This is a genomic window from Hominimerdicola alba (genome assembly GCF_900112155.1).
Taxonomy (GTDB): domain Bacteria; phylum Bacillota; class Clostridia; order Oscillospirales; family Ruminococcaceae; genus Hominimerdicola; species Hominimerdicola alba_D.
On the sequence record NZ_FOKQ01000012.1, the window covers coordinates 30,883 to 55,089 of the forward strand.

Here is a 24,207-nt window from a genome sequence, read left to right on the forward strand (position 1 = left end):
ACAAATATAAGTATTCGCCCGCAAAGGTCGGGAAAGCCCCGACTAGTGCAGGCGACGTATTTTTTTCTTACTTGATAACAGCAGAATCCTTAACGATCTCAACTGCCTTGCCGACAGCCAGATCCTTCTTCAGATCTTCTGCACGTATGTAGCTCTTGACCTGCTCAACTTCCATCTTGTAAGTTTCAGCCAGGTTCTTGAACTCGTTCTCCAGATCTTCATCGGTAACTTCTACCTTCTCTACCTCAGCGATCTTCTCAAGAGCAAGTCTCAGCTTGACCTGCTTCTCAGCCTGCTCAGCATAGCCTCTCTTGATGGTATCGATGGTCTGACCTGTGAACTGCAGATACATATCCAGGGAGATGCCCTGAGGAGCCATTCTCTGCTCCAGCTCAGCTACCATCTCGTTTACTCTGTTATCATACATAACATCGGGTATCTCAGCTGTCATGTTCTCGATCACCTTATCGAACAGGTCGCCCTCGACCTTAGCGTCAGCAGCCTTCTCAGCAGCTTCTTCCAGCTTGGTCTTAACGTCAGCCTTGTACTCGTCAACGGTATCGAAATCTGTGGAATCCTTTACCATATCATCGTCCAGCTCAGGCAGCTCCTTCTTGGAAATGCCCTTGAGGTTGATCTTGAATACAGCTGCAGCGCCTGCAAGATCCTTTACCTGATACTCCTCAGGGAAAGTAACGTTGATCTCGAACTCTTCACCGGTGCTGTGACCTACGATCTGATCCTCAAAACCGGGGATGAACTGACCGCTGCCCAGCTCAAGATCGAAGTCCTCAGCCTTGCCGCCGTCAAATGCAACGCCGTCCTTGAAGCCCTCAAAATCGATCTTAACGGTATCGCCGTTCTCTGCTGCTCTGTCGTCAACAGTAACGATCCTTGCGTTCTTCTCTCTCAGCTCGTCAACCTTCTTCTGGATATCCTCATCAGTTACAGCATTGACAACTTTTTCAACCTCTATACCCTTGTAGTCCTTAACTTCAACTTCAGGTCTGGTTGTGCACTTAGCAGTCAGCTTAACGCCGTTCTCCTTGTTGATCTCGGTAACTTCGATAGAAGGCTGACAAACGAGGTCAAGACCTGACTCATCGATAGCGCCGTTAACAACGGGAGCGTACAGCAGATTGATAGCATCCTCGAAGAATACCTCTTCACCGTAGGTCTTCTCGATCAGCTTTCTGGGAGCCTTACCCTTACGGAAGCCGGGCAGAGCAATGTTCTTCTTTGCTCTGAGGTATGCCTGCTGCAGTGCCTCTTCAAAGTCCTTTGCGGGTATCTCGATCTCCAGCTCATAGCTGTTAGTGCCAACATTATTTGTAGCTTTTAAACTCATTTTCTAATTCCTCCAAAATAAAATATATCTTTAATATTATAGCACACTTTTACCTGTATTTCCAGTACTTTTTCAATAATTGTCACTTTGCACAATTTCAGTAATGTCTAATGGGTCAAAATGCAAAAAATCACTTGATATCAGCCGATACTCTATACCGTCATACATACCGTTGACTGCATAGCCGTGGGCTTTGCCGTGAAGATGTCCGTAAAAGACCTTTTTCACGCCGTATTTGTACAGTACGTCAAGTATCTCGAAATTTCTGCTTTCACCGAATACAGGCGGATAGTGCAGGAAGACCACAGGTGTAAGTCCTGCTGAAACTGCGGATTTCACCGACATATCAAGCCTTATGGCTTCGCGGGCTATTACCTTTGCGCTGGCGGGTTCTGAATTATCATTGACCCAGCCGCGGGTGCCGCATATGCCGATACTGCCGAACTGATAGTGGTTCAGATGAAGTATATTCAGGCTTTTGAAGCCTTTTTCATCGAAGAACCGCTGCATTTTCGAGACGGTGTTCCACCAGTAATCGTGGTTTCCTTTGGATATTATCTTGGTGCCGTTCAGCCTGTCAAGGAACTCAAGGTCCTTTTCGGTCTGTTCAAAGTTCATCCCCCAGGAAAGGTCCCCGGGAAGAACTACTATATCATCGGGCTTTATCTTATCCTGCCAGTTCTTTTCAAGCCTCTGCACATGGTCGTCCCAGCCTCCGAAAATATTCATCGGCTTATCGACCCCGAATGAAAGGTGCAGGTCAGCTATTGTATAAAGCTTCATATCTTGCTCCTGTCTGTTTGGTATAGATTTCCTGTAATATCAGCCATCGTTCTGCGGACACTATTCTCACAAGACGAAAAGGAGTGATACAAAATGGAGAAGGATAAGATCAGAGGTATCTGCTGCGATGTTGAAAACTGTATCCACAACCACAAGGGCTGTGAATGCACCGCAGGCAGCATACAGGTGTGCAGCACCTGCTCCGACCCGAACTGCTGTGACGAGACCATCTGCAAGACTTTCAAGCCCTGCGATGGCTGCCACTAAACTGCGCCGCCCTAGGGCGGTACATATTATTTTACATTCAGTGCCTTGAATACGAAGTCCTTCATCTCGTCCTTTGCGATGACTTCAGAGAAGCGGATCTCCTTGTTCTTGAGAGATGCCAGAGAAGCGGGTACGGGCATACCGGATGCTTCGCCAAGTTCTTCAACGAGAGTGAACTCGTCGCTGCCTGTATCCTTGCCCAGAGCGCTGAGTACGGAACCTGAGAACTTATAGGGGCTAGCGGTGGAAGCGATGACTGTCTTGGTCTTATCGCCTGTTGCCTTTACATACTCCTCATATACGGAAACTGCAACTGCGGTATGAGTATCGCAGGTGTAGGAATACTTATCGTAATACTCCTTGATGGTAGCCTTGGTCTTAGCATCGTCGCAGCAGCCTGCATAGAACTCGTCTGCAAGAACAGCCTTGACTGCATCTGTTACCTCATATCTGCCCTCGCTTGCCAGCTTGCCGAACCACTCTCTGATCTGAGCATCATCTTCACCGCTGAGGTGATAGAGAAGTCTTTCGAGGTTGGAAGAGATCAGGATATCCATAGAAGGTGAGATAGTTGCATAGAACTGTCTGTTTCTGTCATATACACCTGTCTTGATGAAATCTGTCAGTACGTTGTTGGAGTTTGAAGCGCAGATCAGCTTGTTTACGGGGATACCCATCTTCTTTGCATAGTAGCCTGCAAGGATATTGCCGAAGTTACCTGTGGGAACAACGATGTTGATCTTGTCGCCCTCGTTGATCTCGCCGTCCTTCAGCAGCTGTGCGTAAGAAGAAACGTAGTAGATGATCTGAGGTGCAAGTCTGCCCCAGTTGATGGAGTTTGCAGAGGAGAACATCATGCCGTTCTCAGCCAGCTTTTCGCCGATTTCCTTGTTTGTGAAGATAGCCTTAACGCCGTTCTGTGCGTCATCGAAGTTGCCCTTGATAGCGCATACGCCAACGTTCTGACCCTCCTGAGTGGTCATCTGCTTCTTCTGCATAGCAGATACACCGTTATCAGGATAGAATACCAGTATCTCAGTACCGGGAACATCCTTGAAGCCTTCGAGAGCAGCCTTACCTGTATCGCCGGATGTAGCAACAAGGATAACTACCTTCTTATCGAGGTTTATCTTCTTGGTTGCTGTTGTCAGAAGATAAGGCAGTATCTGGAGAGCCATATCCTTGAATGCGCAGGTAGGACCGTGCCACAGTTCCAGCATATAAGTGCCGTCGAACAGGTGAGCAAGCTCTGCGATATTCTCGGTATCGAAGTTCTTTGTATTGTAAGCGCCTTCAACACAGTAGCGTATCTCAGCCTCTGTGTAATCGGTGAGGAACTTGGAGAAAACGAAGAATGCTCTCTCTGCATAGGTCATATCTCCCAGCTTCTTGATATCATCCATGGAAATGGAAGGTATCTCAGAGGGAACGAACAGACCGCCGTCCTCGGAAATGCCCTGTGCTATCGCCTGTGCCGATGTAACATTAACATCGCTGTTTCTTGTACTTCTGTAAAACATAAAACAACAACCCTTCTATTTTATTCCCCATACGGGTATTTTTCACTTTACTTACTGCTTGCATCAAATGCGGATCTATAGTACTTGAAAAACACTACTTTTCCGCCGTCGTGATGCACGACTGCAACATCGAATCGGCAGAAGGCTTTGATATTCTTCTTTGAAAGATAGACCCTTGCGGTCTTGATAAGCCTTTGCTTTTTCGTATATGTGATTGCTGATTCGCCTGTGGTCAGCGCCCCGACTTTTCGGGTCTTGACCTCGACAAAAGCTATCTTATTGCCTTGTGAAGCTATTATATCTATCTCGCCGCCCCTTACAGTGAAGTTGCGTTCGAGAATCTCATAGCCGTTCTCTCTTAGATATCCGCAGACATAGTCCTCGCCGATATCACGGCTGTTCTGTTTTTTTTGCATAATACTTTTTCAAAAAGCTCGGTCTGTGTATCGGGCTTTCGCCGTACTTATCTATCATCTGATAGTGGAGCTTCGTCCCGTAGCCCTTATGCTTTTCAAACTGCCATTCAGGGTACTTTTCAGCCATTTCCAGCATATATCTGTCCCTTGCGACTTTAGCAAGTATCGAAGCCGCCGCTATCGCCTGTGACTGTGCATCGCCTTTGACAACTGCTATGGTGTCACATTCCAGGTCCGGGGTCTTATTGCCGTCTATCAGGCAGATATCGGGCTTGGTCTTCATAGCTTCAACGGAACGCTTCATAGCAAGCATCGCGCAGTTGAGGATATTAATATCCTCTATCTCAGCCACCGTTGCGCACTGTATCGAAAAATCCAGCGCCTTATCGACTATCTCCTCAAAAAGCTCTTCACGCTTTTTTGCGGTGAGCTTTTTGCTGTCGTTTATGCCCTCGATGACTGTATCCTTATCAAATATCACTGCCGCCGCGAAAACATCCCCTGCAAGAGGTCCTCTGCCTGCTTCGTCACATCCGCAGACAGTATTGTACTTTTCGCGGTAGCTATCGTCAAACTCTTTAAGTGTCATATCATCGACCTCTCGGCTTTTCAAGTGAAAGTCTGCCAAGCTTGCCGCCTCTGAATTCGTCGAGTACGGTGTTTGCTGCCCTCTCGGTATTGATATCGCCGCCCGAAACAAGGAAGCCTCGCTTTTTGCCAACTCTTTCAAGTAGCTCATATCCCTTTACACAGCCCTGCATTTCATCCATAGGTTCGGGCAGGTCTTCAAGGGATATGCCGTATCTTTCAGTAAGAAGCTCGGGATAGTCCTCAGATAGATACTCCAGAAGTCTGCACGCTAAGTACTCAACATCGAGGATTACGTCCTTGACCGCACCTGTGAATGCAAGTCTTTCACCCACCAGCTTATCATCAAACTTAGGCCAGAGAACACCAGGCATATCCAGTAGTTCAAAGCCCTCATCAAGTGCTACCCACTGTTTGCCGCGGGTGACACCCGGTCTGTCTTCCACCTTTGCCAGCTTTGCGCCTGCCAGCCTGTTTATGAATGAGGACTTGCCAACATTTGGTATTCCCACTATCATCATTCTGATGGGTCTGCCCGTCATTCCGCGGGTATCCCATTTTTCTATCTGCTCGGAGAGCAGTTCTTTGAGCATTGGATAGAATTTATTGACGTTCCTGCCGCTGCGGCAGTCGGTAGCGAGGGCGGCTACGCCCTGCTGTTTGTAGTACTCTATCCACATTGAAGTTACATTAGGGTCGGCAGAATCTGCCTTATTCAGCAGAACAAGCCTGGGCTTGCTGCCGCATATCTTTTTTATCTCGGGATTGCGGCTTGAAAATGGTATCCTTGCATCGGTTATCTCCACCACTGCGTCAACAAGCTTCAGGTTTGAAGCCATTATGCGGCGGGTCTTCGCCATATGTCCGGGAAACCACTGCACCTTGGCAGCTTCGCTCATATCAGCCGCCTCCTTTCGTTATTTGTAAGTATCGGTCTCAGCTTACAAAGCCTGTTTTAGCTTCATCTGAATGGAATCTGTAAACTGCTTTGCCGATTATATCATTCTCCGAAACCGCACCGAATACTCGGCTGTCCGAAGAATGATCGCGGTTATCGCCCATGAGGAATACTTCTCCCTCAGGCACATCGTATTCAAATACTTCCCTTTCGGGGTCATAATAAGTCATATCATAAACGCCCATATCATCCAGGGCGTGATATTTGAGATAGGGTTCATCAAGCACTTCACCGTCAACACTGACTGTACCCGACTTGTAATCCACCGTGACTTCCTGTCCGCCCACCGCTATCACACGCTTGACTATCAGCTTGCCCAGCGCTTTGCTGTCGCAGATGACTATATCGCCGTTTTCCGGCTGATACAGAAACCAGGATATCACCAGTTTATCGCCGTCAAACAGTGTGTTCTCCATAGACTCACCATCTACGCTGACACGGCTGAAGAACAGTGTGGTAGCGATAAGTACTGCCGCAATGGAATTCACGATGACCAGCGCCCATTCCAGGACGTTATCAGTGAAACGAGGAGTATCCCCGTGCTTTTCAGCCATTATCAGTCAACACGGCCCAGGCTATTGAATGGGTATACTCTGAATATCGCCTTGCCCATTATCTCGCTCTTGTCAACGAAACCGATGCTTCGGCTGTCCTTGGAATCATTTCTGTTATCGCCCATTACGAAAACTGTATTCTCGGGCACTTCGTACTCATAAACGCCATTGGACACACAGTATGAAGGATCATAACAGAAGCTGTCTTCCATGACATCTCTGATATGTTCGTTTGAGATCTGCTCGTCATTTACGTACACATGATTCTCATTGTAGTCAACTACGACCTTATCGCCTGCTATACCGATAACACGCTTGATAAGCACCTTATTTGCGGCATCGCTGTCGAGTACCACGATATCATCTCTTGCGGGCTCGTATGCAATATGGGTCATTATCAGTCTGTCGCCGTCTTGCAGAGTATTAGTCATGGATTCGCCGTCGACCATAACTATCCTCAGCACGAATGTAAGCACCAGCTGTACCACAAGCAGTGCGAACACCAGAGATTCAAACCACTCCAGTATCTCTCTGCCTATATTGAAAGGCTCTTTTTCCTTGATATCCTCAGGCTCGGCTTCCTTTGCCTTTTCGATATCCTCTTCGCTTACCTCGGCAACCTCTGCGGTTTTCTCGATATCCTCTTTGACGTCCTCGGCTGCTTCTTCTGCTTTTTCGATAACTTCTTCGCTGTCATCGGAGATACCTGCCGCTTTTTTGATGTCTTCTGCGCTTACTTCTGCAGCTTCAGCCTCATCAACAAGGGCTTCAACATCAAGAACATCTGCACCCATACCATCAGGATACATCTCATTCAGCATATCTTCGAGTTCTTTGCCCTCTTCGGTAAGCTCTTCGCCGCTAACGCCAAAGAACCATGCATCTTCGCTTTTTTCTTCAGCACCGAATGCAGCATCGGGGGCATTTTCATTCAGAAGTTTTTCGAGATCTTCACCTGTCCCTGTGATATTCTCATTTGTTGTCTTTTCGTTTGGTTCACTCATAGATAATACCTCTTTTCGTGATAGATGCTGTAATCGCCGTGATACTATATTTTTGCGACTACTCATATACAATATATTATAGCAAATATGTTCCGAAATTACAAGGGTTTTTTCAAAAAAAATTATTTTTATACTTATATTGTTTACTTATATAAATAAAAAGAGCCGACTTTCGCCGACTCTTTTATCAGAAGAATTATCTGATTGCTTCCTTGACCTTAGCTGCCTTACCAACTCTGTCGCGGAGATAGTACAGCTTAGCTCTGCGAACCTTACCGCTTCTAACTACCTCTACCTTAGATACAGCAGGCGAATGTACGGGGAATACTCTCTCGATACCGCAGCCGTGTGCTACTCTTCTTACAGTGAAGGTCTCGCTGATACCGCCGTGCTTCTTAGCGATAACTGTGCCCTCGAATACCTGGATTCTGGACTTGTCACCCTCGGTGATCAGAACGTGTACCTTAACGGTATCACCTACGTTAACTACGGGTGCGTTTTCCTTCATGCTTGACTGTGCGATCTGTTTTAAAGCGTCCACTTTAAATTCCTCCTTTAATTTTCCGGACGTTCATACACTGCCGCTTTGGCAGCCAGTGGACCGTCTCTTTAATGTCGTGCCTTTTGGCTGGCATTAACTCTCGTCGGGGATACCGACGGTATTCATGCTTGAATATTATAACACATCACAAGTGAGATTTCAAGTGTTTGTCAGCAAAAAACTTCACCGTTTTCCAGAAGTATCTTTGTGCGTTCTATACAAATCTCATCGGCGGTCATGCCGTACATATCGAGAAAAGTCTCTGCGGCAACGTTGGCATTAAGGTTGAAACCACCGCCTGCGGGAAGCTTCATCTTGAGATTAAGATGATTTTCATCGTTATCCATGGATATAAGTTCCAGAGACGGACGTATGTCCACAGGTTTATATGTACCTTTTTTTGTACGCTTCTGTATCTCTATGACTTCCCTGCTCATGAAATCCCTGAACATTTCTGCCATTTCGTCGGGAGTTCTATCTGCTGAGATACGTATATCGTACTCGGCATGAGTTATCTCGGTGTGGCTGTGAACAGGGGCAGAACAGCTTACTATCCTCATGCCCTCGGGCATCTGGGCATCGAGAGCTTTCAGCACTTCTTCATCGGATAAGTCCTGAAGCAAAGCAAAATCCATGACTTCCACCTTGCTTTCAAAGCCCAGCGAGAGGGTCAGGGGGAACATTATATATATATGCGGGTTGAAGCCCTGGGTATACCATATCGGGAGTTTTGCACGCTTTATCGCCCTTTGCATGGCACGCATGAGGTCAAGATGGGAGATATACTTAGCCCTGCCGCATTTTTCATAGACCACGCGCTTATCGTAGCGGTCGGGGCGCAGGTCTACATTTTTAGGTTGAAGTCTTTTTTCCGCCACAGTATACACCTCCACATTCGGGCTTTATGCCGCAGCCCGAGCAGCCTTCCTTACAGTTTCTGGTAGTCTGGGCAAGATGGGCTTTTTTGTTTTCTCTGACAAGAAATTCGTGAGACACCAGATAATCCAGATGTGACCACGGTGCCACCTCATCGTAGCTTCTTGTCCTGTTGGCATAGAATGCCGTATCTATGCCTGTTTCGGCAAATGCTTCCAGCCATTTATCGTACTGGAAATGCTCGTCCCAGCTATCCATATAACAGCCTTTTTTCCAAGCTGCGTATACCGCCTTGCAAACCCGCCTGTCGCCCCTTGCGAGGACAGCTTCAAGCACTGAAGTATTGGAATAATGCAGGCTGAGCTTTATTTTCTTGCTGGTGACAGCGGATTTTAGTATCTCCTGCTTGTGCTTTATCTGCTCTTCCGTCGCCTGAGGTTCAAACTCGAAGGGCGTAAATGGCTTTGGCACGAAAGTCGCGGTGGATACCGCTATCTGCACGGAGCGTCCGCGCTTTTCCTTTGGTGTTTCAAAGTAAAGCTGGAGTATCTTATCTGAAAGCTCTGCTATGCCGCGGATATCATCATCTGTTTCCGTGGGCTGACCCATCATGAAGTAAAGCTTCACCTGAGTATAGCCCCACTCAAACGCCATTTTGCAGGTGTTGATAATCTCATCCTCGGTGATGTTTTTGTTTATTACATCGCGCAAACGCTGAGTTCCTGCTTCGGGGGCGAATGTCAGTCCACTTTTTCGGACAGCTTGAATTCTTTCCAAGAGTTCCTCGTTGAAGCTGTCAAGTCTCAGCGAAGGCAGAGCGAGGTTTACATTCTCACCGTCCGTATACTCCGAAAGGCTTAGCAGAAGCTCGTTTATCTTGGTATGGTCGCTGGTAGAGAGGGACGAGAGAGATACTTCTTCATAGCCTGTCTGCTCACACAGGGACTTCGTTTCATTTTTAATAGTATCTATATTCTTCTCACGGAAAGGTCTGTAAATAAATCCCGCCTGACAAAAGCGGCAGCCGCGGATACAGCCGCGCAGCACTTCCACAACAGAGCGGTCATGGACTATCTCGCTGAAAGGCACAACAAAGCTGTCGGGATAGTATACCTTATCAAAATCGGCGATAATACGCTTTTTTATGCGCGGCGGTGCTTCGGGAACATTTGGCGTGATGCTCTTCACGGTGCCGTCCTCGTTATAGTCAACATCATAGAAGCTTGGCACATAGATGCCCTCTATCTTAACAGCTTCACGTAAAAATTCCTCTTTTGTGGGATTTGAGGGCTTCATTTTTTCGTAGAGCCTGAGAAGTTCAAGATTGACTTCCTCGCCCTCACCGAGTATGAAAAGGTCGAAGAAATCCGCCATAGGCTCTGGGTTGCATACGCAGGGCCCACCGCCGACAACAAGAGGAGTCAGAGAGGTACGGTCTTTGGCAAGTACGGGAAGTCCTGCCAGATCAAGCATTTGCAGAACGTTATTGTACGATAATTCGTACTGCAAAGTAAAGCCGATGAAATCGAAATCCTTTATGGGGTCAAGGCTTTCAAGGCCGTAGAGCGGGATATCATTTTCTCGCATGAGGGTCTCAAAGTCCTTTTCGGGCATGAATACGCGCTCACACCACCAGTTTGGCACCTGATTTTTCAGACCGTAGAGAATTTTCATACCCAGGTGGGACATACCCACATCGTAGGTATCGGGAAAACAGAAAGCGAATCGCACATCGACTTTATCCCTGTCCTTTATGACACTGCCTATCTCACCGCCGATATAGCGTGCGGGCTTGGTGGCTTTAAGCAGTATTTTATCAAGTTTATTTTTTATCTCTTCCATAGATGACCTTCCGTAGCAGTTATTATTTATCTGCGAAGTTTTTCCGCAGAAATGGCAGTTCAAGGTTTTCGATCAATTGAAAGCCTGATATTTAATTATTATTATATCACAACGGGCATTCAAAATCAACTGCGAGATGTAAATAAACATCTGCCGGATATGACGTTCAGCCGTATAAAAGCTCTGTCCCGAAGCTGATTAAGTTTTTCGGGGCGGATTAGTATTTGATTGGCAGACTTTGTTGGTATAGTCGGATATTCGCTGTGTGCGCTAGTATGCCGGTTTTCGCCCCTCGTTCCTCGGGTCGAGCTGTCAAAGACGCTGTCGCTGTTTAACAGCGGGCGCGGCAATATTTTCCGCACATAGAAAGAGCGTGGACAGTCATTTTGTCCACGCTCTTGATTGTGTTATTGCCGCGTCGCTTTTGCACCTTGACCGAGAGGCTCTGCCTCTAACAGTCATCTTTGCTGACTGTGGCTCCCCGCAAGCTTTTCGCAAAAAGCTTGACCAAAGGCTCCTCTCCTTGGCAGTTTACACGACCGATGCGTTTTTTCATTCCGGTTTTATCAGTATTTCAAATTGCTGTCACATTAAATCACAAAAATAATACAACCATACTTTAATATAGTATCATGGTTCAGCCAATGGATGTCAGATTTAAAAATTCACCCGCGATGATTTGTATCACCATTATGCAAAATGTCAAAATATTCGTCGATTCATTGACATATCCGACACAGGCTGATATAATAATTACCGTTGTGAATACGGAAATCCTTGGCAGAATAACTGCTAAACAGAACAAAAGGAGATATTATCAATGAATAAGAGAATTCTTGCTGCTGCTCTTGCACTGACAATGAGCGCCTGTATCTGCGGATGCAGCGAATCCGAAAAGACAACCGCCGCTACACCTGTTTCTCCCAAGGAGACTGTTTCAGGTGAGAAAGGAAACAACATCGATGATGTTGTAACTGATGACGAAACTACTGACGATGAAACAACAGATGAGGAAACTTCTGTTACTGATGAAGAAACGACCGCTGATCCTCATGCTGAGCAGGAAGAAAGCATACACATACTGAAATGCAGCCAGAGATTTGCAGCACTGGATGACAAAAACGGTTTCTGCTTTGAGGTAGAGATCTCACCCAATGAGGCTGCTTCGGGCATAAGTATTGCTCTTTTCGATGAAAAGGGTGAGAAGGTGGCTGACATGGTGGACGACGGAAGCAAGAAACCTGATAAGGAAGCCGGCGACAATATTTTCAGCTGCTACTTCAAACCAACAAGCAAAAAGGCTGCTACTTACAATGTGACCGCCAAGATAGGTGCTATCGAGACCGAGCCTGTAAGAGTTCGCCTGTATGACGAGCTTGATGACGCTGATTTCGACAGACTGAGAGAAGTTACCGATGACTTCATGGAGATAGACGGCAAGTACAGAGATACTACAGGCTCTATCCCTGATGACAAGAAGGACGCTGCTATTGAAGAAGCTGCGGCTCTTGCGCAGAAGATGTACGATGACGGCGAAGTTATTGAATTCTCCGTTGACAAACAGCTCGGCAATGTATTCATCTGGCTGGACAGCTATCTGCCTTACATATACAATATCGATTCACTTGAATAATAAAAAAGTTACGGCACACCTGATGTTTCGGGCGTGCCGTTTTTTGTTATATGGCTATCCCGCTGATACAACTGACTTAACAGCTAACGAAGGAATATAATTAGAGTATGGCAGTTACATAATATATCCCTGTCAAAACAGCATTTTAAGTGGTGTGGTAAACTGATAGTCAGATTTCGTTATTCGGCTGCGAACTGAGAATTGTAGAGTTCGCTGTAAAAGCCGCCTTTCGCCATAAGACTTTCGTGAGTACCCTGCTCGATGATATGACCCGAGCGCATGACTATGATGTTTTCGGCTTCCTTGATGGTGGAAAGTCGGTGGGCTATTATGAAGCTCGTTCTGCCTTTCATCATCTTTGCGAAAGCACGCTGTATGATTATCTCGGTTCGGGTATCTATGGAAGATGTAGCTTCGTCCAGGATAAGCATGGGCGGCAGGGAAAGCATAACTCTTGCTATGCAGAGGAGCTGTTTCTGACCCTGTGACAGTGTGCTGAAAGCATCGGAAATAACAGTATCGTAGCCGTTAGGCAGACGTTTGATAAAGCCGTGGCAGTGTGCCGATTTAGCGGCGGCTATGACCTCTTCATCTGAAGCATCGGGCTTACCGTAGCGGATATTATCGCGGATAGTGGCGGTCTTCAGCCACGTTTCCTGAAGCACCATGCCGTACATTGAGCGCATGGAATCGCGGGTGCAGCCCTTTATTGGCTTGCCGCTTATTTTTATGCTGCCGCTGTCGGCATCGTAAAAGCGCATGAGCAGATTTATCATGGTGGTCTTTCCGCAGCCTGTGGGGCCGACTATCGCTGTGCGCTCGCCTGCCTTGACGTGGAGGTTGAAGTCCTCGATAAGCTTGACTTCGGGGTCATAGCTGAAAAATACGTGTTCAGCATCAACACTGCCGTCAACTGCGGTGAGAACTTCGGCATCAGCGGCATCGGGTATCTCCTCGGTCTCGTCGATAAGTTCAAACACTCTGCCCGCGGAAGCGAGAGCGCTCTGGAGTTCGGTTATAACTCCCGATATCTCGTTGAAAGGCTTGGTATACTGGTTTGCATAGGAAAGAAAGCTGGAAAGATTTCCCACAGTAAAGCCGTTGCCGCTGAAAACTGCCAGCGCACCCAGTATGCCTACGGAAGTATAGACAAGTCCGTTGACGAACCTTGTACAGGGGTTTGTAAGAGATGAGAAGAATATAGCTTTTACGCTGACTTCCTGCAATTTCTTGTTATATACTTCAAATCTGGATTCACCCTCATTCTCGTAGCCGAAAGCCTGAACGGTTTTGAGGTCGCCTGTTATTTCTTCAACCAGGGCGGTCATTTCTCCGCGAGCTACGGACTGTTTGTGGAAGAAGTCAAAGGTGTTCTTGGCGATGAATCTTGCAACAAAAAGCGAAAGGGGTGTCAGCAGGATAACCACCAGTGATATCTTTACATTTATCGTCAGCATAAAAATAATTGTACCAAATATTGTACAGATACCCGTGAACAGCTGTGCAAAACCCATCAGCAGACCATCGGATATCTGGTCGATATCTGTGATGATACGGCTTATGATATCACCGTGGGGGTGGGCATCGATGTAGGAAAGTGGAAGTCTGCCCAGTTTTGCGAATGCCTTGCGGCGGATATCTCTGACAACATTGAAAGTTATCTTGTTGGTACACAGGGACATCAGCCACTGTGAAACAGCTGTCAGGGAAACGGTTATGCAGAGTTTTATGATTATGGGCGTAAGTGCCTTGAAATCGACGTTTTTCGGACCTATGATGAGGTCAAAGCCCTGACCGATAAGGATAGGGGCATAGAGGGTGGTGGCGACCGTTATTACTGCCAGCAGCATCGATATCACAAACAGCCAGATATATGGTCTTGCGTATGAAAGCAGAGGTTTGAGTACAGGTTTTTGTACTTTTTTAGTATCAGCCAATCTCCTTCACCTCCTTTTCGGAAAGCTGTGACAGACATATCTCGCGGTAGATGTCACAGGACTTATAAAGCTCTTTGTGAGTGCCTATCCCCGCGATCTTGCCGTCATCAAGGACTATGATCTTATCAACATTCCTGATTGAGGATATCCTCTGGGAAACAATGAACACGGTCATATCCCCTGTCTGTTCGGCGATGGCTTTTCTCAGCCTTGCATCGGTGGCAAGGTCAAGGGCAGAGGCTGAATCATCGAGGATAACTATTTCGGGATGACCCACGAAAGCCCTTGCTATGGTGAGACGCTGTCTTTGTCCGCCTGAAAGGTTCTTGCCTGCCTGATGTATCATTTCGTCCAGCTTATCGGGCTTTTCCATGACGAAATCATAAGCCTGGGCGAGTTTCAGCGCGTTGATTATCTCGGTATCGTCGGCTGAACTGTTGCGCCATTTCATATTATCGCGGATAGTGCCTTTGAAAAGCACAGCCCTTTGGGGAACGATGCCTATTTTACCGCGAAGCTGGCGGAAGGGGTATTTTTTAATGTCGATACCGTCAACGAGTATCTCGCCTTTTGAAGCATCGTAAAATCGGGGGATAAGGTTTATAACGGAAGTTTTTCCCGAACCTGTACCGCCAATGATGCCTATGGTCTCTCCCCTGCCTGCGGTGAAGCTAATGTCTTCAAGGGCATATTCTTCGCTGTCGTGGTAGGAGAAGCTTACTCCGCGGAACTCAACTGCGGGGGCTGATGTATCTGCTGTGACTTCGGTATTGCCGTCATCGGTGACGGTGGGTGCAATATCGAAAACATCGTTGATACGCATGGCGGAAGCCTGCATTTTCGTGATATTGGTAACGAGTATCGCCATGGCAAGGAGTGCAAGCAAGATCTGGTTCATGTAGTTTATCAGGGCTAATACATCGCCCTGAGTTATGCTGCCAATATTGACCTGATGTGCGCTCGCTTTGAGTATAACTGCTATGGCGAGGTTGACGATAACATAGGTCATGGGATTCATGAGGGCATTTATCTTGCCCGCCATTATCTGCAGGTCGGTGAGTTCATCGGTCAGCTTGTCGAAGTCTTTCTCTTCGTCCTGCTGTCTTGAAAACGCACGTATAACCCTTGCGCCCGAAAGTGATTCACCTGTAAGCAGATTGGTACGGTCGAGGGTCTTCTGGATATGCTTGTATCTTGGTATGGTGATGCTCATTATCTTATAGATAACAAAGGCAAGGCAGGTTGCTGCCACAAGGAATATCAGCGTTATCTTCACCGAAATGGTGAGTGACATTATAACCGCGCCGACCACGATAAACGGCGATCGCAGAAGCAGTCTCAGCAGTATATTCACACCTGACTGGGCTGTATTTATATCCGCTGTCATTCGGGTGACGAGGGTACTGCTGCCTATTTTATCAATCTCGGAATAAGAAAAGCGGTCGATATGGCGCAGCAAATCGGTGCGGAGCGCAGTGCCGAAACCAACCGATGCTTTAGCCGCGAAAAACTGCGCCGTCAGCGAACAGGCAAGCCCCAGAAATCCAAGAAGCACCATTATACCGCCCATGCGCAGTATATAGGGCATATCCTCGTTTGCTATACCGATGTCGATTATGCGTTTCATGACAACAGGCACTGCAAGCTCGAAACAGGCTTCGATAAGCTTGAACAGCGGCCCTATGACACTTTCCTTTTTGTAGTTTTTAAGGTAACGAAAAAGTCTGAACATATTTTTCTCCATACATAGACAAACGGACAGCCCAACACCATCCGTCCGATAATTAACTGTCTCCCGTCCACGCCCTATATTGCCGTAAACACTGCTTTATCCTACCGAGTGCGTATCTTACTGGGGAAAACCTTTCTGAAGAAAGGTTATTCCCCAGACCCCTTTCCAAAGACTTCTATTTCTTTTGGGCAGGGGGCAGCTATTTCTATAAAGTGCAGTTAGTGACCGTACTAAGTGAATTTTATAAAGATATCTGCCCCCTGCCAAAAAGAGTTAAAAGTTTTCGGGGATGAGTTTGAGGAGGACCCTTTTTCAAAAGGGTCTTCCTCAATGAGATACGCAGTCCGTGGGATAGAACAGCGTTAGCAGCAATACACGGCGTGAACGGGAGCTATTTAATTTTCTTAACCTTTACTTTTACGACGGAACAATCCGATGAACCTTGACCAGAGACTTTTTTTTTTTCGGGTGCAGGCTCGGGCTTTTCGGGGATATCGGGCTGTACAGCGGGGGTATCCTCGGGGTTGGGCTCGGGTGCGGTCACAGCAGTCACGGTGGGTGCGGCTGTCATTTGTTCGGGTTGTGGTTCGGGTTTTGGTTCCGGTTTCGGCTTGGGTTTGGGTACATTCGCATAGGCTTCTGCGAAGAACCTGCTTTGGGCATCAACTGCCGCGCCCGATGCGGGTTTGCGGACGTAGGTACCGTCGGGAAGCATATCCCTTGCCTTTACGTTATCATTCATCTGAGTTTCAAAGATATCGAGTATGCGCTTTTTGATCTCGGCATCGAGAACAGGTGCGGCGACCTCGACACGGCGGGTGGTATTGCGGGTCATGTAGTCCGCGGAAGAGATATACACGTTCTTCCTAACACCACTGCCAAATATATAGATACGTGAGTGTTCGAGATAACGACCCACGATAGAACGTATGCGGACGTTTTCGGTAACACCCTCAACACCTGCAACAAGACAGGATATGCCGCGTATCACCAGTTCGACTTTAACGCCTGCCTGAGAACACTCTATTATCTTATCCATAATCACCTTATCAGTGAGAGAATTCAGCTTAGCGCCAACATAGCCGTCTCCGCCTGCTCTGGCTATTGCTATCTCGTTATCCATCATTTCGAGGACACGGTTTTGCAGACAACGTGGTGCTACCAGCAAAAGGTCACTTTTCTCCACAAGTTCGCCTATGGACAGGGCACGGAAAACTTCCTCGGCATCCTTGGCGATATCCCTGTTGGCGGTCATAAGGCAGAGGTCGGTATAAAGACCCGCTGTCTTTTCGTTATAGTTGCCTGTGCCTATCTGGGTGGTATACTTAACACCCTCGGGGGTCTTGCGGGTGATCAGGCAGAGCTTCGAGTGGACTTTCAGCCCCTTGGGACCGTACATTACCCGACAGCCCGCTTCTTCAAGCTGTTTTGACCAGCCGATATTGTTTTCCTCGTCGAATCTGGCGCGGAGTTCCACCAGTACGCAGACTTCCTTACCGTTTTCGGCGGCGGCGCACAGTGCTTTTATCACCTTGGAATTCTTTGCCACACGGTATAGTGTCATCTTTACAGAGACAACACTTTCGTCCTTTGCGGCTTCATTCAGCAGTCTTATGAAAGGCTGTATGGATTCGTAAGGATATGACAGGAAAAGATCGCCGTCATCGATCTGATCTATCATGGGACGGCTCTCGTCTATCATGCGTGAAAGCTGTGATGTCTGGGGTTCAAAGAAAAGTTCTTTCTTGTCTGCCGCTTTATCGAACACCGTGAACACATAAGAAAGGTCGAGAGGTGTCTTTTCAACGAAGACCTGTTTTTTGGACAGTTCCAGCCTTGTGCAAAGTTCTTTCTGTAAAGGCTCTGAGATCTGCTTGGAAAGCTGTAATCTCACGGGACACAGGCGCTTTCTCTTGTTTATCAGCACGGACATATTCTGCCTGAAATCCAGCTCGCGGTCGAAGCTTTCGTCAACATCGATATCGGCATTTCGGGTTATGCGCATGAGGGTCTTTTCCTCGACTTTATAGCCTGAGAATATCTTGTCGGTAAAGTGGAATATAAGTTCTTCCACCAGCACATAGGCTATGGAATCGTCCTGACGTGGCAGGAATATCACATGCTCAAATTTTTCACTGCACCCGATTATGCCCAGAGTAATGCCGCTTTTGGAAGTCAGCTTTGCCGCAACGTATATGCTCTTGTTAGGTAAAAACGGGAATGGGTGGCGCTTATCGATTATGAGCGCATTAAGAAAAGGCTTGATCTCGTAAGCATAGTAAGCTTCGAGAAATTCAAGCTCCTGGATAGTCAGATTTTTCATGCTTTTATGCATGATATTCTTGGTTTCTAGGGCTTTATGTATGGTCTTGAAGCTTTCGTCCTCGGTGGAGATAAGCTCCCTCACCCTTGAAAATATGGCACTGAGCTGCTCCGAGGGCTTCATCTTGGATTTGTTGTCTTTATGGGAATCGTCCACCAGAGAAGCATCATACAGCGAACCTACCCTGACCATAAAGAACTCATCCAGATTGCTTGAATAGATAGACTGGAACAGCAGTCTTTCAAGCAGAGGATTGCTCTCGTCACGGGCTTCTTCAAGCACGCGCTGATTGAATTTGAGCCATGAAAGCTCACGGTTATCGTATACCCTGTTTTTCACGGTATTTTCTCCTATCGTATATAATAAGCTATTATATATTATAGTACATTGTGACAGAATTGTCAACAGTTCAAGGACAGGTTATTTCTATTTTGAGACAGGAGAATACAGAAAGAAATGCCACAATGGTGAAGACGGATACTGATAAATTAGTTTTGAATCTTTGAAGATAAGGTCACGTATCACAGAATTCACTGCAAATCAAAGATCTCAGAGCACAGCATCATCTTTTTTGATCTCTTGTTTTTTGACCTCTTGCTTAGGTTTCTGATACAGCCGCCATATCATAAGGATCAAGAAGACCCATATTGCATCCCAGATCATCCCGAAAATGATAAGAAATACATACATTACCGAATCACCAAGATCCTTGACATAATGATCTTTAGGGTCATCTGGATCACATCTGACTTTGATCTCATCTCCCTTTTCGATTTTGTGGCTGGTTTTAATTGTATCAGTGAAAGTTTCGCCATTGTATTCAAAAGTATAATTGGCTGAATAATCATGTCTTGTATAACGGATCCCCTTACTGGTTCTTCCCCTTACTTTTTTTACTGATACATCCGTGACTATTATGCCCTTAACTTCGGCTGAGCAGTCGATCTGGTGTGCGATCTCGGATATACCCATTTTTATCATAGCTGCTCCGAAGATCAGAAATGGCAGGCAACAGACAGAAGCGATGATCACCGCCTTGACAGGTGAGGTCTTTTTCGGCTTTTCTGTGGCTTTGGAAACTTTTCGTTTTGGTTTTTTGGGCGGCGTTTGGTTATACTGGTACTTTTTATTCTTTTTGTTATTTTCGATCTTCTCGATTTTCTTTTTATTCTTCTTGTATTTCTTTTTGCTCATTTTGGTTCTCCTTGTCTTACTATCCTCAATTGCTATCAAAAATATGTTGTTGCCCTGACAATAATTATTAATAACGGTCATCCCTTTACCGCACCACTACAAAGTGCTGTAAATATCGTATTGACGTTATTCTCCCCCCGCCTGCGTCGGGAGGAGAATAATAGCCTTAGTATTTAATGTTCCGATATAGCACAGATCAATCAGGTATATCAATGATATCGGTATATTCCGGATCGATAAGCAGTCTCTTTCCCTTGATATGTGCTGCCAGCTTTGTAAGGTCGATGATATTCACCTTGCCGTCGCCGTTAAAATCGGCAAGAGTCGGGTCCGGGAGAAGTTTTCTGCCCTTGATGTGAGCGGCAAGGCGTGTAAGGTCGGTGATATTGACAAAGCCGTCATTGTTAAGATCGCCGCGTATCCTGGCCTCTGCTTTGATGTCAAAATAAAAAGTTCCTCCCATGGTTATATCATCGCCATTATACGGCAGATTTATTCCGTTTACCGAAGCTTGAAATTTCTTGGAAAAGTTCCTGCCGTAGGCGGGGGTAAGTTTAAATTGCAGTGTATATGTCTTGCCCTCTTCAAACACATCGCCCTCTGTACCCAGTGCCATCGACTCGCTTTCTATCCACATGAGATCGGTAACATTGACACCGCTTGGTATATTGCCAAACCATTCTTTGGGGTCTGTTGTGCATTTTACGCCGTCTCTTGGAGTCTTCAGCGTAAGATCAGCCTTTTTAATTCTGGGTTCACCCAAGATCCTGAGATAACCGTTAGTTATAGCTCTGGTAAAAAGGTAGGTCATGTGAAGTTTTCCCAGATCGTCCTGTGCTGAATTCATGAAAGTGTCGTAGGCTATGCCGTCATCAACGTATGAAATACCGATGGGATATAAATCACCCGCCTCGCAGTCTTCGGGGATCTCAAAATCTATCGTGAAAACACTGCCGCGACCCAGCTTCACATCAGTTGGCGAATAGGCATAGAATACCAGCTGACCTTCTTTGATCATGGCAGAACCTGTTGAAAAATCAGCAACGGCTTTTCCGGGATTCATGGGATAGCCTTGACTGTTATTCTTGACTTTCAGCCTTGTATCGTAAAAAACGTGGAACTTCATCTGGCTGACAGGGTCTTCGGCATTTGATATACTGCAGTAAACTCTCTGGGTCTTTCCTGCTGCTGTTTCATAAACACCTATCTTGTCGAAATACAGCATCGTATACCCCTCATAATTCTTCGGATCTATTTTGGGACTATTCCACTCACGGGGCTGTATCCATTTTGACTTATCATAAATAACTTCTTGGTCATCCTGTTTATCAAAATGGTTTTCAAGGGCTTCAGCACCCGATTTAACAGCACAGCACGGAAAGAACGCGGCGAGAGTCAACAGCATAACGAATGCCGCGGCAAAACTGAATAAACGTGTTCGGGTCGTTCTCATATTTTTCATCCTTTTCAATGATCTCAAAAACGGCAGAATTACCGTGCACATATTATATAACATATTTTTCCAGATGTCAATGCTATTTTATGACCTTGTATTTTCTGAGCAATTCAAGGTTATGCTCTTTTCGCCTTGCGAGTTCTTCCATTGTCTGGTTATGTATTTCTTCATCTTCAAGAAATGTCTGCAATCTTTTGCGAGCTTCATTATACCACTGTTCTAATTCTAAACGATTTTGTGATATTTTTTCCTGTGAAAGATTGAAACGTTTATTTGCTTCATCGCTTCGTTTTAATAAAGCCGAGTATCGCTTTTCAAGGTCATTAATAAGATCGTCTAAAAGAAACCTAATCGCTGAGTCACTATATGATGCGCCAGGGTTTTCATTTAGTGGTAATGAACATATAGCAAGATATTTCCTAAATACACGATCATCATAATCTGCAACATCTTTAAGCTTTTTAGCATTATCCAGAACAGGAAGTATCCATGTCTTTGTTTCATTCAATGAATCCTGAACAGCATCTGATAAAGGCATATAATCAGCATAGTATTTAAAAAAGCCTTTATCAAAGGGCTTATCAGATATATGCCAATTAAGATAAAATTCCTTTAAACTTTTATACCATAGTTCATTTTGTCGGAATGTACGGTCAATACAAAGATCTTCACGGTAAACAGTGGCGATCGCGCCAAACGGTACCAGATGAGTTTTCATATCATGTATTCCGACAATATGTAGGATCTCATCGTTGATAACACGAACGTACAGTGGCATACGAACTTTTGGCTTTTTGAAGCCTAATGGTTCAAGTGCCTCACCATAGATCTGCGTAAACAAAGTGTTTAACGTCGGCTTTTTTTCTTCAGCCTTTTTAAAACTGAGTTTTAGTATACTTTCGTCATTTCTTATGCCGAGTTCATCACTATCAGCAAGCATATCCACGCCAAAAAGCGATGATATTTTGCTAAGTCTTTCATCAGCCATGAGATCACTTTCGCCGGTCAACTCAATGAGTTTTTGGATATCTGCTTTGTTATTCAGCAGTGGTTTCCAGCATTCGGGCTTTATTTCATTATTTCCCATGCCGTAGATCTCACCATCACCAACAACGATCTTGTCCGCACGCTCTCCTGTTTTGTCAAAAAGTTCAAGTATAGCGATATCGCTGTCTGTTACTTCCTCTGTAATACATGGAAGTTTCATACTTTTTGAAATAGCTTTTGCTTCACTGAAAAGTGCTCTCGTATCATCACTGCTTTCCTGATCTGCAAGTGTTGCCCAATCCTGTTTTTCAGAAAACGCAATAATGTAAGTTTTCACGGCTTCGTCATCAACACATGGCACGAAGCCTTTCTTTTTCATATGTGCTTTGAAACCCTTGATAAGTTTCTCTTTGTCGCTGATCTTAAAATGAACTGAGTGAAAAAAGCTCCCCATAAATGTTTCTCCTCCTATAAATTACGGTATTATCTCATTTATTTCATAACGCTCCTGCCCACAGCATTTTTCCATCCGCTTATGAGTTCGTCGCGTTTGTTTTCAGCCATAGCAGGGATAAATTCGCGGAATTTCTGGGATACGCGGTTGAGTTCCTCGCGGCTTTCCCAGAAACCGCAGTGAAGTCCTGCAAGGAATGCAGCGCCTGTGGCGGTGGATTCAACGTTGCGGGGACGGATTATGCTTCTGCCCAGGATATCAGCCTGAAACTGCATGAGGAAATCGTTCTGCGAAGCGCCGCCATCGACCTTTATAAGACCGAGGGCTGAGGTGTCTTCTTCCATGGCTTTTATGACATCTGCGGTCTGGTAGGCGATGGCTTCAAGCGCCGCACGGACGATATGTGCACGGCCCGAACCTCTGGTAAGACCGCATATCACGCCGCGGGCATCGCTGTCCCAGTAGGGGGTACCAAGTCCCACAAAGGCGGGAACGAAGTATACTCCGCCGTTATCGGGAACACTTTCGGCTATGGCGGCAGTCTCCTCGGCTGTGCTGATTATGCAAAGTTCATCACGAAGCCATTTTATCACTGCTCCCGACACGAAAACAGAGCCTTCCAGCGCATAGGTGACTTTTCCGCCCATGCCCCACGCGATGGTTGTCAGCAGTCCGTTGGCGCTCTCGACACATTCGTTGCCTGTATTCATCAGCAGGAATCCACCTGTGCCGTAGGTGTTCTTTACATCACCTTTAAGGAAACAGCACTGTCCGAAAAGTGCCGCCTGCTGATCGCCTGCACAGCCGCAGATGGGTATCTCAGCTCCTATCAGCGACTTATCGGTAGTGCCGAAATCTCCCGAGGAATCCCTTACATCGGGGAGGATATTTTCGGGTATGCCGAGAAGACCAAGTATCTCCTTATCCCATTCGAGGGTGTGGATATTGAACAGCATAGTACGTGAAGCATTTGTGTAATCGGTAGCATGGACTTTTCTGCCTGTGAGGTTCCATATCAGCCATGTATCCACCGTGCCGAAGAGAAGTTCGCCCCGCTGTGCCCTTTCGCGCACACCATCAACGTTATCGAATATCCACTTTATCTTCGTTGCTGAAAAATATGGGTCGATGAGCAGACCTGTTTTGCTGCGGAAGAATTTTCCAAGCCCCTGTTCGGTGAAGTGGGTGCAGGTCGATGCGGTGCGGCGGCACTGCCATACTATGGCATTATAGACGGGCTCTCCGGTGTTTTTATCCCATATCATGGTGGTCTCGCGCTGGTTGGTCACGCCGATGGCGGCTATCTCGGAGATATCCTCACCCTTTGATGTGAGGTAAGCTGTGCAGTCATTAACGGCGCGAAGCTGAGAATCAAGGATATCCCTGGGGTCGTGCTCCACCCAGCCTGCTTTCGGGAATATCTGTGGAAATTCGTACTGTGCCGAGAAAACCTTTTCGCCTTTTCTGTCAAAAAGCACGGCGCGTGAAGAAGTTGTACCCTGATCGAGGGAAAGTATATATTTTTTCATGATAATCATCCTTTCGTTTTACGTTTTGAAACCTTTTGTATATGATACTACCAAAAACCGAAGTTGTCAACCGCGGTCTTTGTTTGATGTTTATAATTAAAATCTGTTTGCAGCTGCCGAAAAGTATTGTGCGTCCTAAATTTATGAGCCCGCGGAGATGCTTGCAGTAAACAGCGATATACGACTCACGCGGGTATTGTCAAGATGCTGAGTTGAACCCGTCTTATGCAGTATAACACGCCGCCTCATATCCTCGTAGTCATAG

Annotated in this window: 20 protein-coding genes; 2 read left to right on the forward strand and 18 right to left on the reverse strand. The window is 46.3% G+C overall.

What is annotated here, in order from left to right:
* Window positions 1-67: 67 nt before the first annotated feature.
* The gene (gene tig, locus BM265_RS08230; protein ID WP_074961098.1) at window positions 68-1,348 is read right to left on the reverse strand and encodes a trigger factor; all 1,281 of its coding nucleotides are present in this window, start codon (window positions 1,346-1,348) and stop codon (window positions 68-70) included.
* A 72-nt stretch (window positions 1,349-1,420) separates the two neighbouring features.
* The gene (locus tag BM265_RS08235) at window positions 1,421-2,131 is read right to left on the reverse strand and encodes a metallophosphoesterase (RefSeq protein WP_074961099.1); all 711 of its coding nucleotides are present in this window, start codon (window positions 2,129-2,131) and stop codon (window positions 1,421-1,423) included.
* A gap of 93 nt (window positions 2,132-2,224) precedes the next feature.
* Here BM265_RS08235 and BM265_RS08240 point away from each other — a divergent pair, with 93 nt between their 5' ends.
* A complete protein-coding gene (locus BM265_RS08240) occupies window positions 2,225-2,398 on the forward strand; it encodes a DUF1540 domain-containing protein (RefSeq protein WP_074961100.1) in 174 nt (57 codons plus the stop codon).
* A gap of 26 nt (window positions 2,399-2,424) precedes the next feature.
* On the opposite strand, the gene thrC is transcribed toward BM265_RS08240, so the two are convergent.
* The 9 genes from thrC to BM265_RS08285 form a co-directional block, all read right to left on the reverse strand.
* A complete protein-coding gene (gene thrC / locus BM265_RS08245) occupies window positions 2,425-3,918 on the reverse strand; it encodes a threonine synthase (RefSeq protein ID WP_074961101.1) in 1,494 nt (497 codons plus the stop codon).
* A gap of 47 nt (window positions 3,919-3,965) precedes the next feature.
* Window positions 3,966-4,334, reverse strand: a complete 369-nt coding sequence (locus tag BM265_RS08250) for a YraN family protein (RefSeq protein ID WP_074961102.1) — start codon at window positions 4,332-4,334, stop codon at window positions 3,966-3,968.
* Window positions 4,309-4,923 (reverse strand): ribonuclease HII, encoded by a 615-nt coding sequence (locus tag BM265_RS08255; protein ID WP_074961103.1) that lies wholly within the window; start codon window positions 4,921-4,923, stop codon window positions 4,309-4,311. Before BM265_RS08255 ends, BM265_RS08250 begins: the two co-directional genes overlap by 26 nt.
* Before the next feature lies 1 nt (window position 4,924).
* Complete coding sequence (ylqF, locus tag BM265_RS08260) at window positions 4,925-5,821, reverse strand: ribosome biogenesis GTPase YlqF (protein WP_074961104.1); 897 nt, start codon at window positions 5,819-5,821, stop codon at window positions 4,925-4,927.
* A 37-nt stretch (window positions 5,822-5,858) separates the two neighbouring features.
* Window positions 5,859-6,434, reverse strand: coding sequence for a signal peptidase I (gene lepB, locus BM265_RS08265; protein WP_074961105.1), 576 nt, complete (start codon window positions 6,432-6,434; stop codon window positions 5,859-5,861).
* A gap of 2 nt (window positions 6,435-6,436) precedes the next feature.
* Window positions 6,437-7,438 carry a signal peptidase I gene (gene lepB / locus BM265_RS08270; protein WP_143098695.1) on the reverse strand — a complete coding sequence of 334 codons (1,002 nt, stop codon included), beginning with the start codon at window positions 7,436-7,438 and terminating at the stop codon, window positions 6,437-6,439.
* A gap of 196 nt (window positions 7,439-7,634) precedes the next feature.
* Window positions 7,635-7,979 carry a 50S ribosomal protein L19 gene (rplS, locus tag BM265_RS08275; RefSeq protein ID WP_074831251.1) on the reverse strand — a complete coding sequence of 115 codons (345 nt, stop codon included), beginning with the start codon at window positions 7,977-7,979 and terminating at the stop codon, window positions 7,635-7,637.
* Window positions 7,980-8,149: 170 nt separating this feature from the next.
* Window positions 8,150-8,857, reverse strand: coding sequence for a TIGR03936 family radical SAM-associated protein (locus BM265_RS08280; RefSeq protein WP_074961106.1), 708 nt, complete (start codon window positions 8,855-8,857; stop codon window positions 8,150-8,152).
* Window positions 8,832-10,697, reverse strand: coding sequence for a TIGR03960 family B12-binding radical SAM protein (locus tag BM265_RS08285; protein WP_074961107.1), 1,866 nt, complete (start codon window positions 10,695-10,697; stop codon window positions 8,832-8,834). Before BM265_RS08285 ends, BM265_RS08280 begins: the two co-directional genes overlap by 26 nt.
* 820 nt (window positions 10,698-11,517) lie before the next feature.
* Here BM265_RS08285 and BM265_RS08290 point away from each other — a divergent pair.
* Window positions 11,518-12,330, forward strand: a complete 813-nt coding sequence (locus BM265_RS08290; RefSeq protein WP_074961108.1) for a hypothetical protein — start codon at window positions 11,518-11,520, stop codon at window positions 12,328-12,330.
* Between the two features lie 179 nt (window positions 12,331-12,509).
* Here the strand turns inward: BM265_RS08290 and BM265_RS08295 are convergent, their stop codons facing one another.
* The 7 genes from BM265_RS08295 to glpK all read right to left on the reverse strand — a co-directional run bounded on the left by BM265_RS08295 (window position 12,510) and on the right by glpK (window position 23,942).
* The gene (locus tag BM265_RS08295; protein ID WP_074961109.1) at window positions 12,510-14,267 is read right to left on the reverse strand and encodes an ABC transporter ATP-binding protein; all 1,758 of its coding nucleotides are present in this window, start codon (window positions 14,265-14,267) and stop codon (window positions 12,510-12,512) included.
* A complete protein-coding gene (locus tag BM265_RS08300; RefSeq protein WP_074961110.1) occupies window positions 14,260-15,999 on the reverse strand; it encodes an ABC transporter ATP-binding protein in 1,740 nt (579 codons plus the stop codon). The genes BM265_RS08295 and BM265_RS08300 overlap by 8 nt, the downstream gene beginning before the upstream one ends.
* A gap of 391 nt (window positions 16,000-16,390) precedes the next feature.
* Window positions 16,391-18,661, reverse strand: coding sequence for a polyphosphate kinase 1 (gene ppk1, locus BM265_RS08305; protein WP_074961111.1), 2,271 nt, complete (start codon window positions 18,659-18,661; stop codon window positions 16,391-16,393).
* 210 nt (window positions 18,662-18,871) lie between these two features.
* The gene (locus tag BM265_RS08310) at window positions 18,872-19,597 is read right to left on the reverse strand and encodes a DUF3592 domain-containing protein (RefSeq protein ID WP_143098696.1); all 726 of its coding nucleotides are present in this window, start codon (window positions 19,595-19,597) and stop codon (window positions 18,872-18,874) included.
* 115 nt (window positions 19,598-19,712) lie between these two features.
* Window positions 19,713-20,969 (reverse strand): dockerin type I domain-containing protein, encoded by a 1,257-nt coding sequence (locus BM265_RS08315; RefSeq protein WP_074961113.1) that lies wholly within the window; start codon window positions 20,967-20,969, stop codon window positions 19,713-19,715.
* An 82-nt stretch (window positions 20,970-21,051) separates the two neighbouring features.
* Window positions 21,052-22,338, reverse strand: a complete 1,287-nt coding sequence (locus BM265_RS08320) for a hypothetical protein (RefSeq protein WP_242940807.1) — start codon at window positions 22,336-22,338, stop codon at window positions 21,052-21,054.
* A 113-nt stretch (window positions 22,339-22,451) separates the two neighbouring features.
* Window positions 22,452-23,942 carry a glycerol kinase GlpK gene (gene glpK / locus BM265_RS08325; protein ID WP_074961115.1) on the reverse strand — a complete coding sequence of 497 codons (1,491 nt, stop codon included), beginning with the start codon at window positions 23,940-23,942 and terminating at the stop codon, window positions 22,452-22,454.
* Window positions 23,943-24,207: the final 265 nt, after the last annotated feature.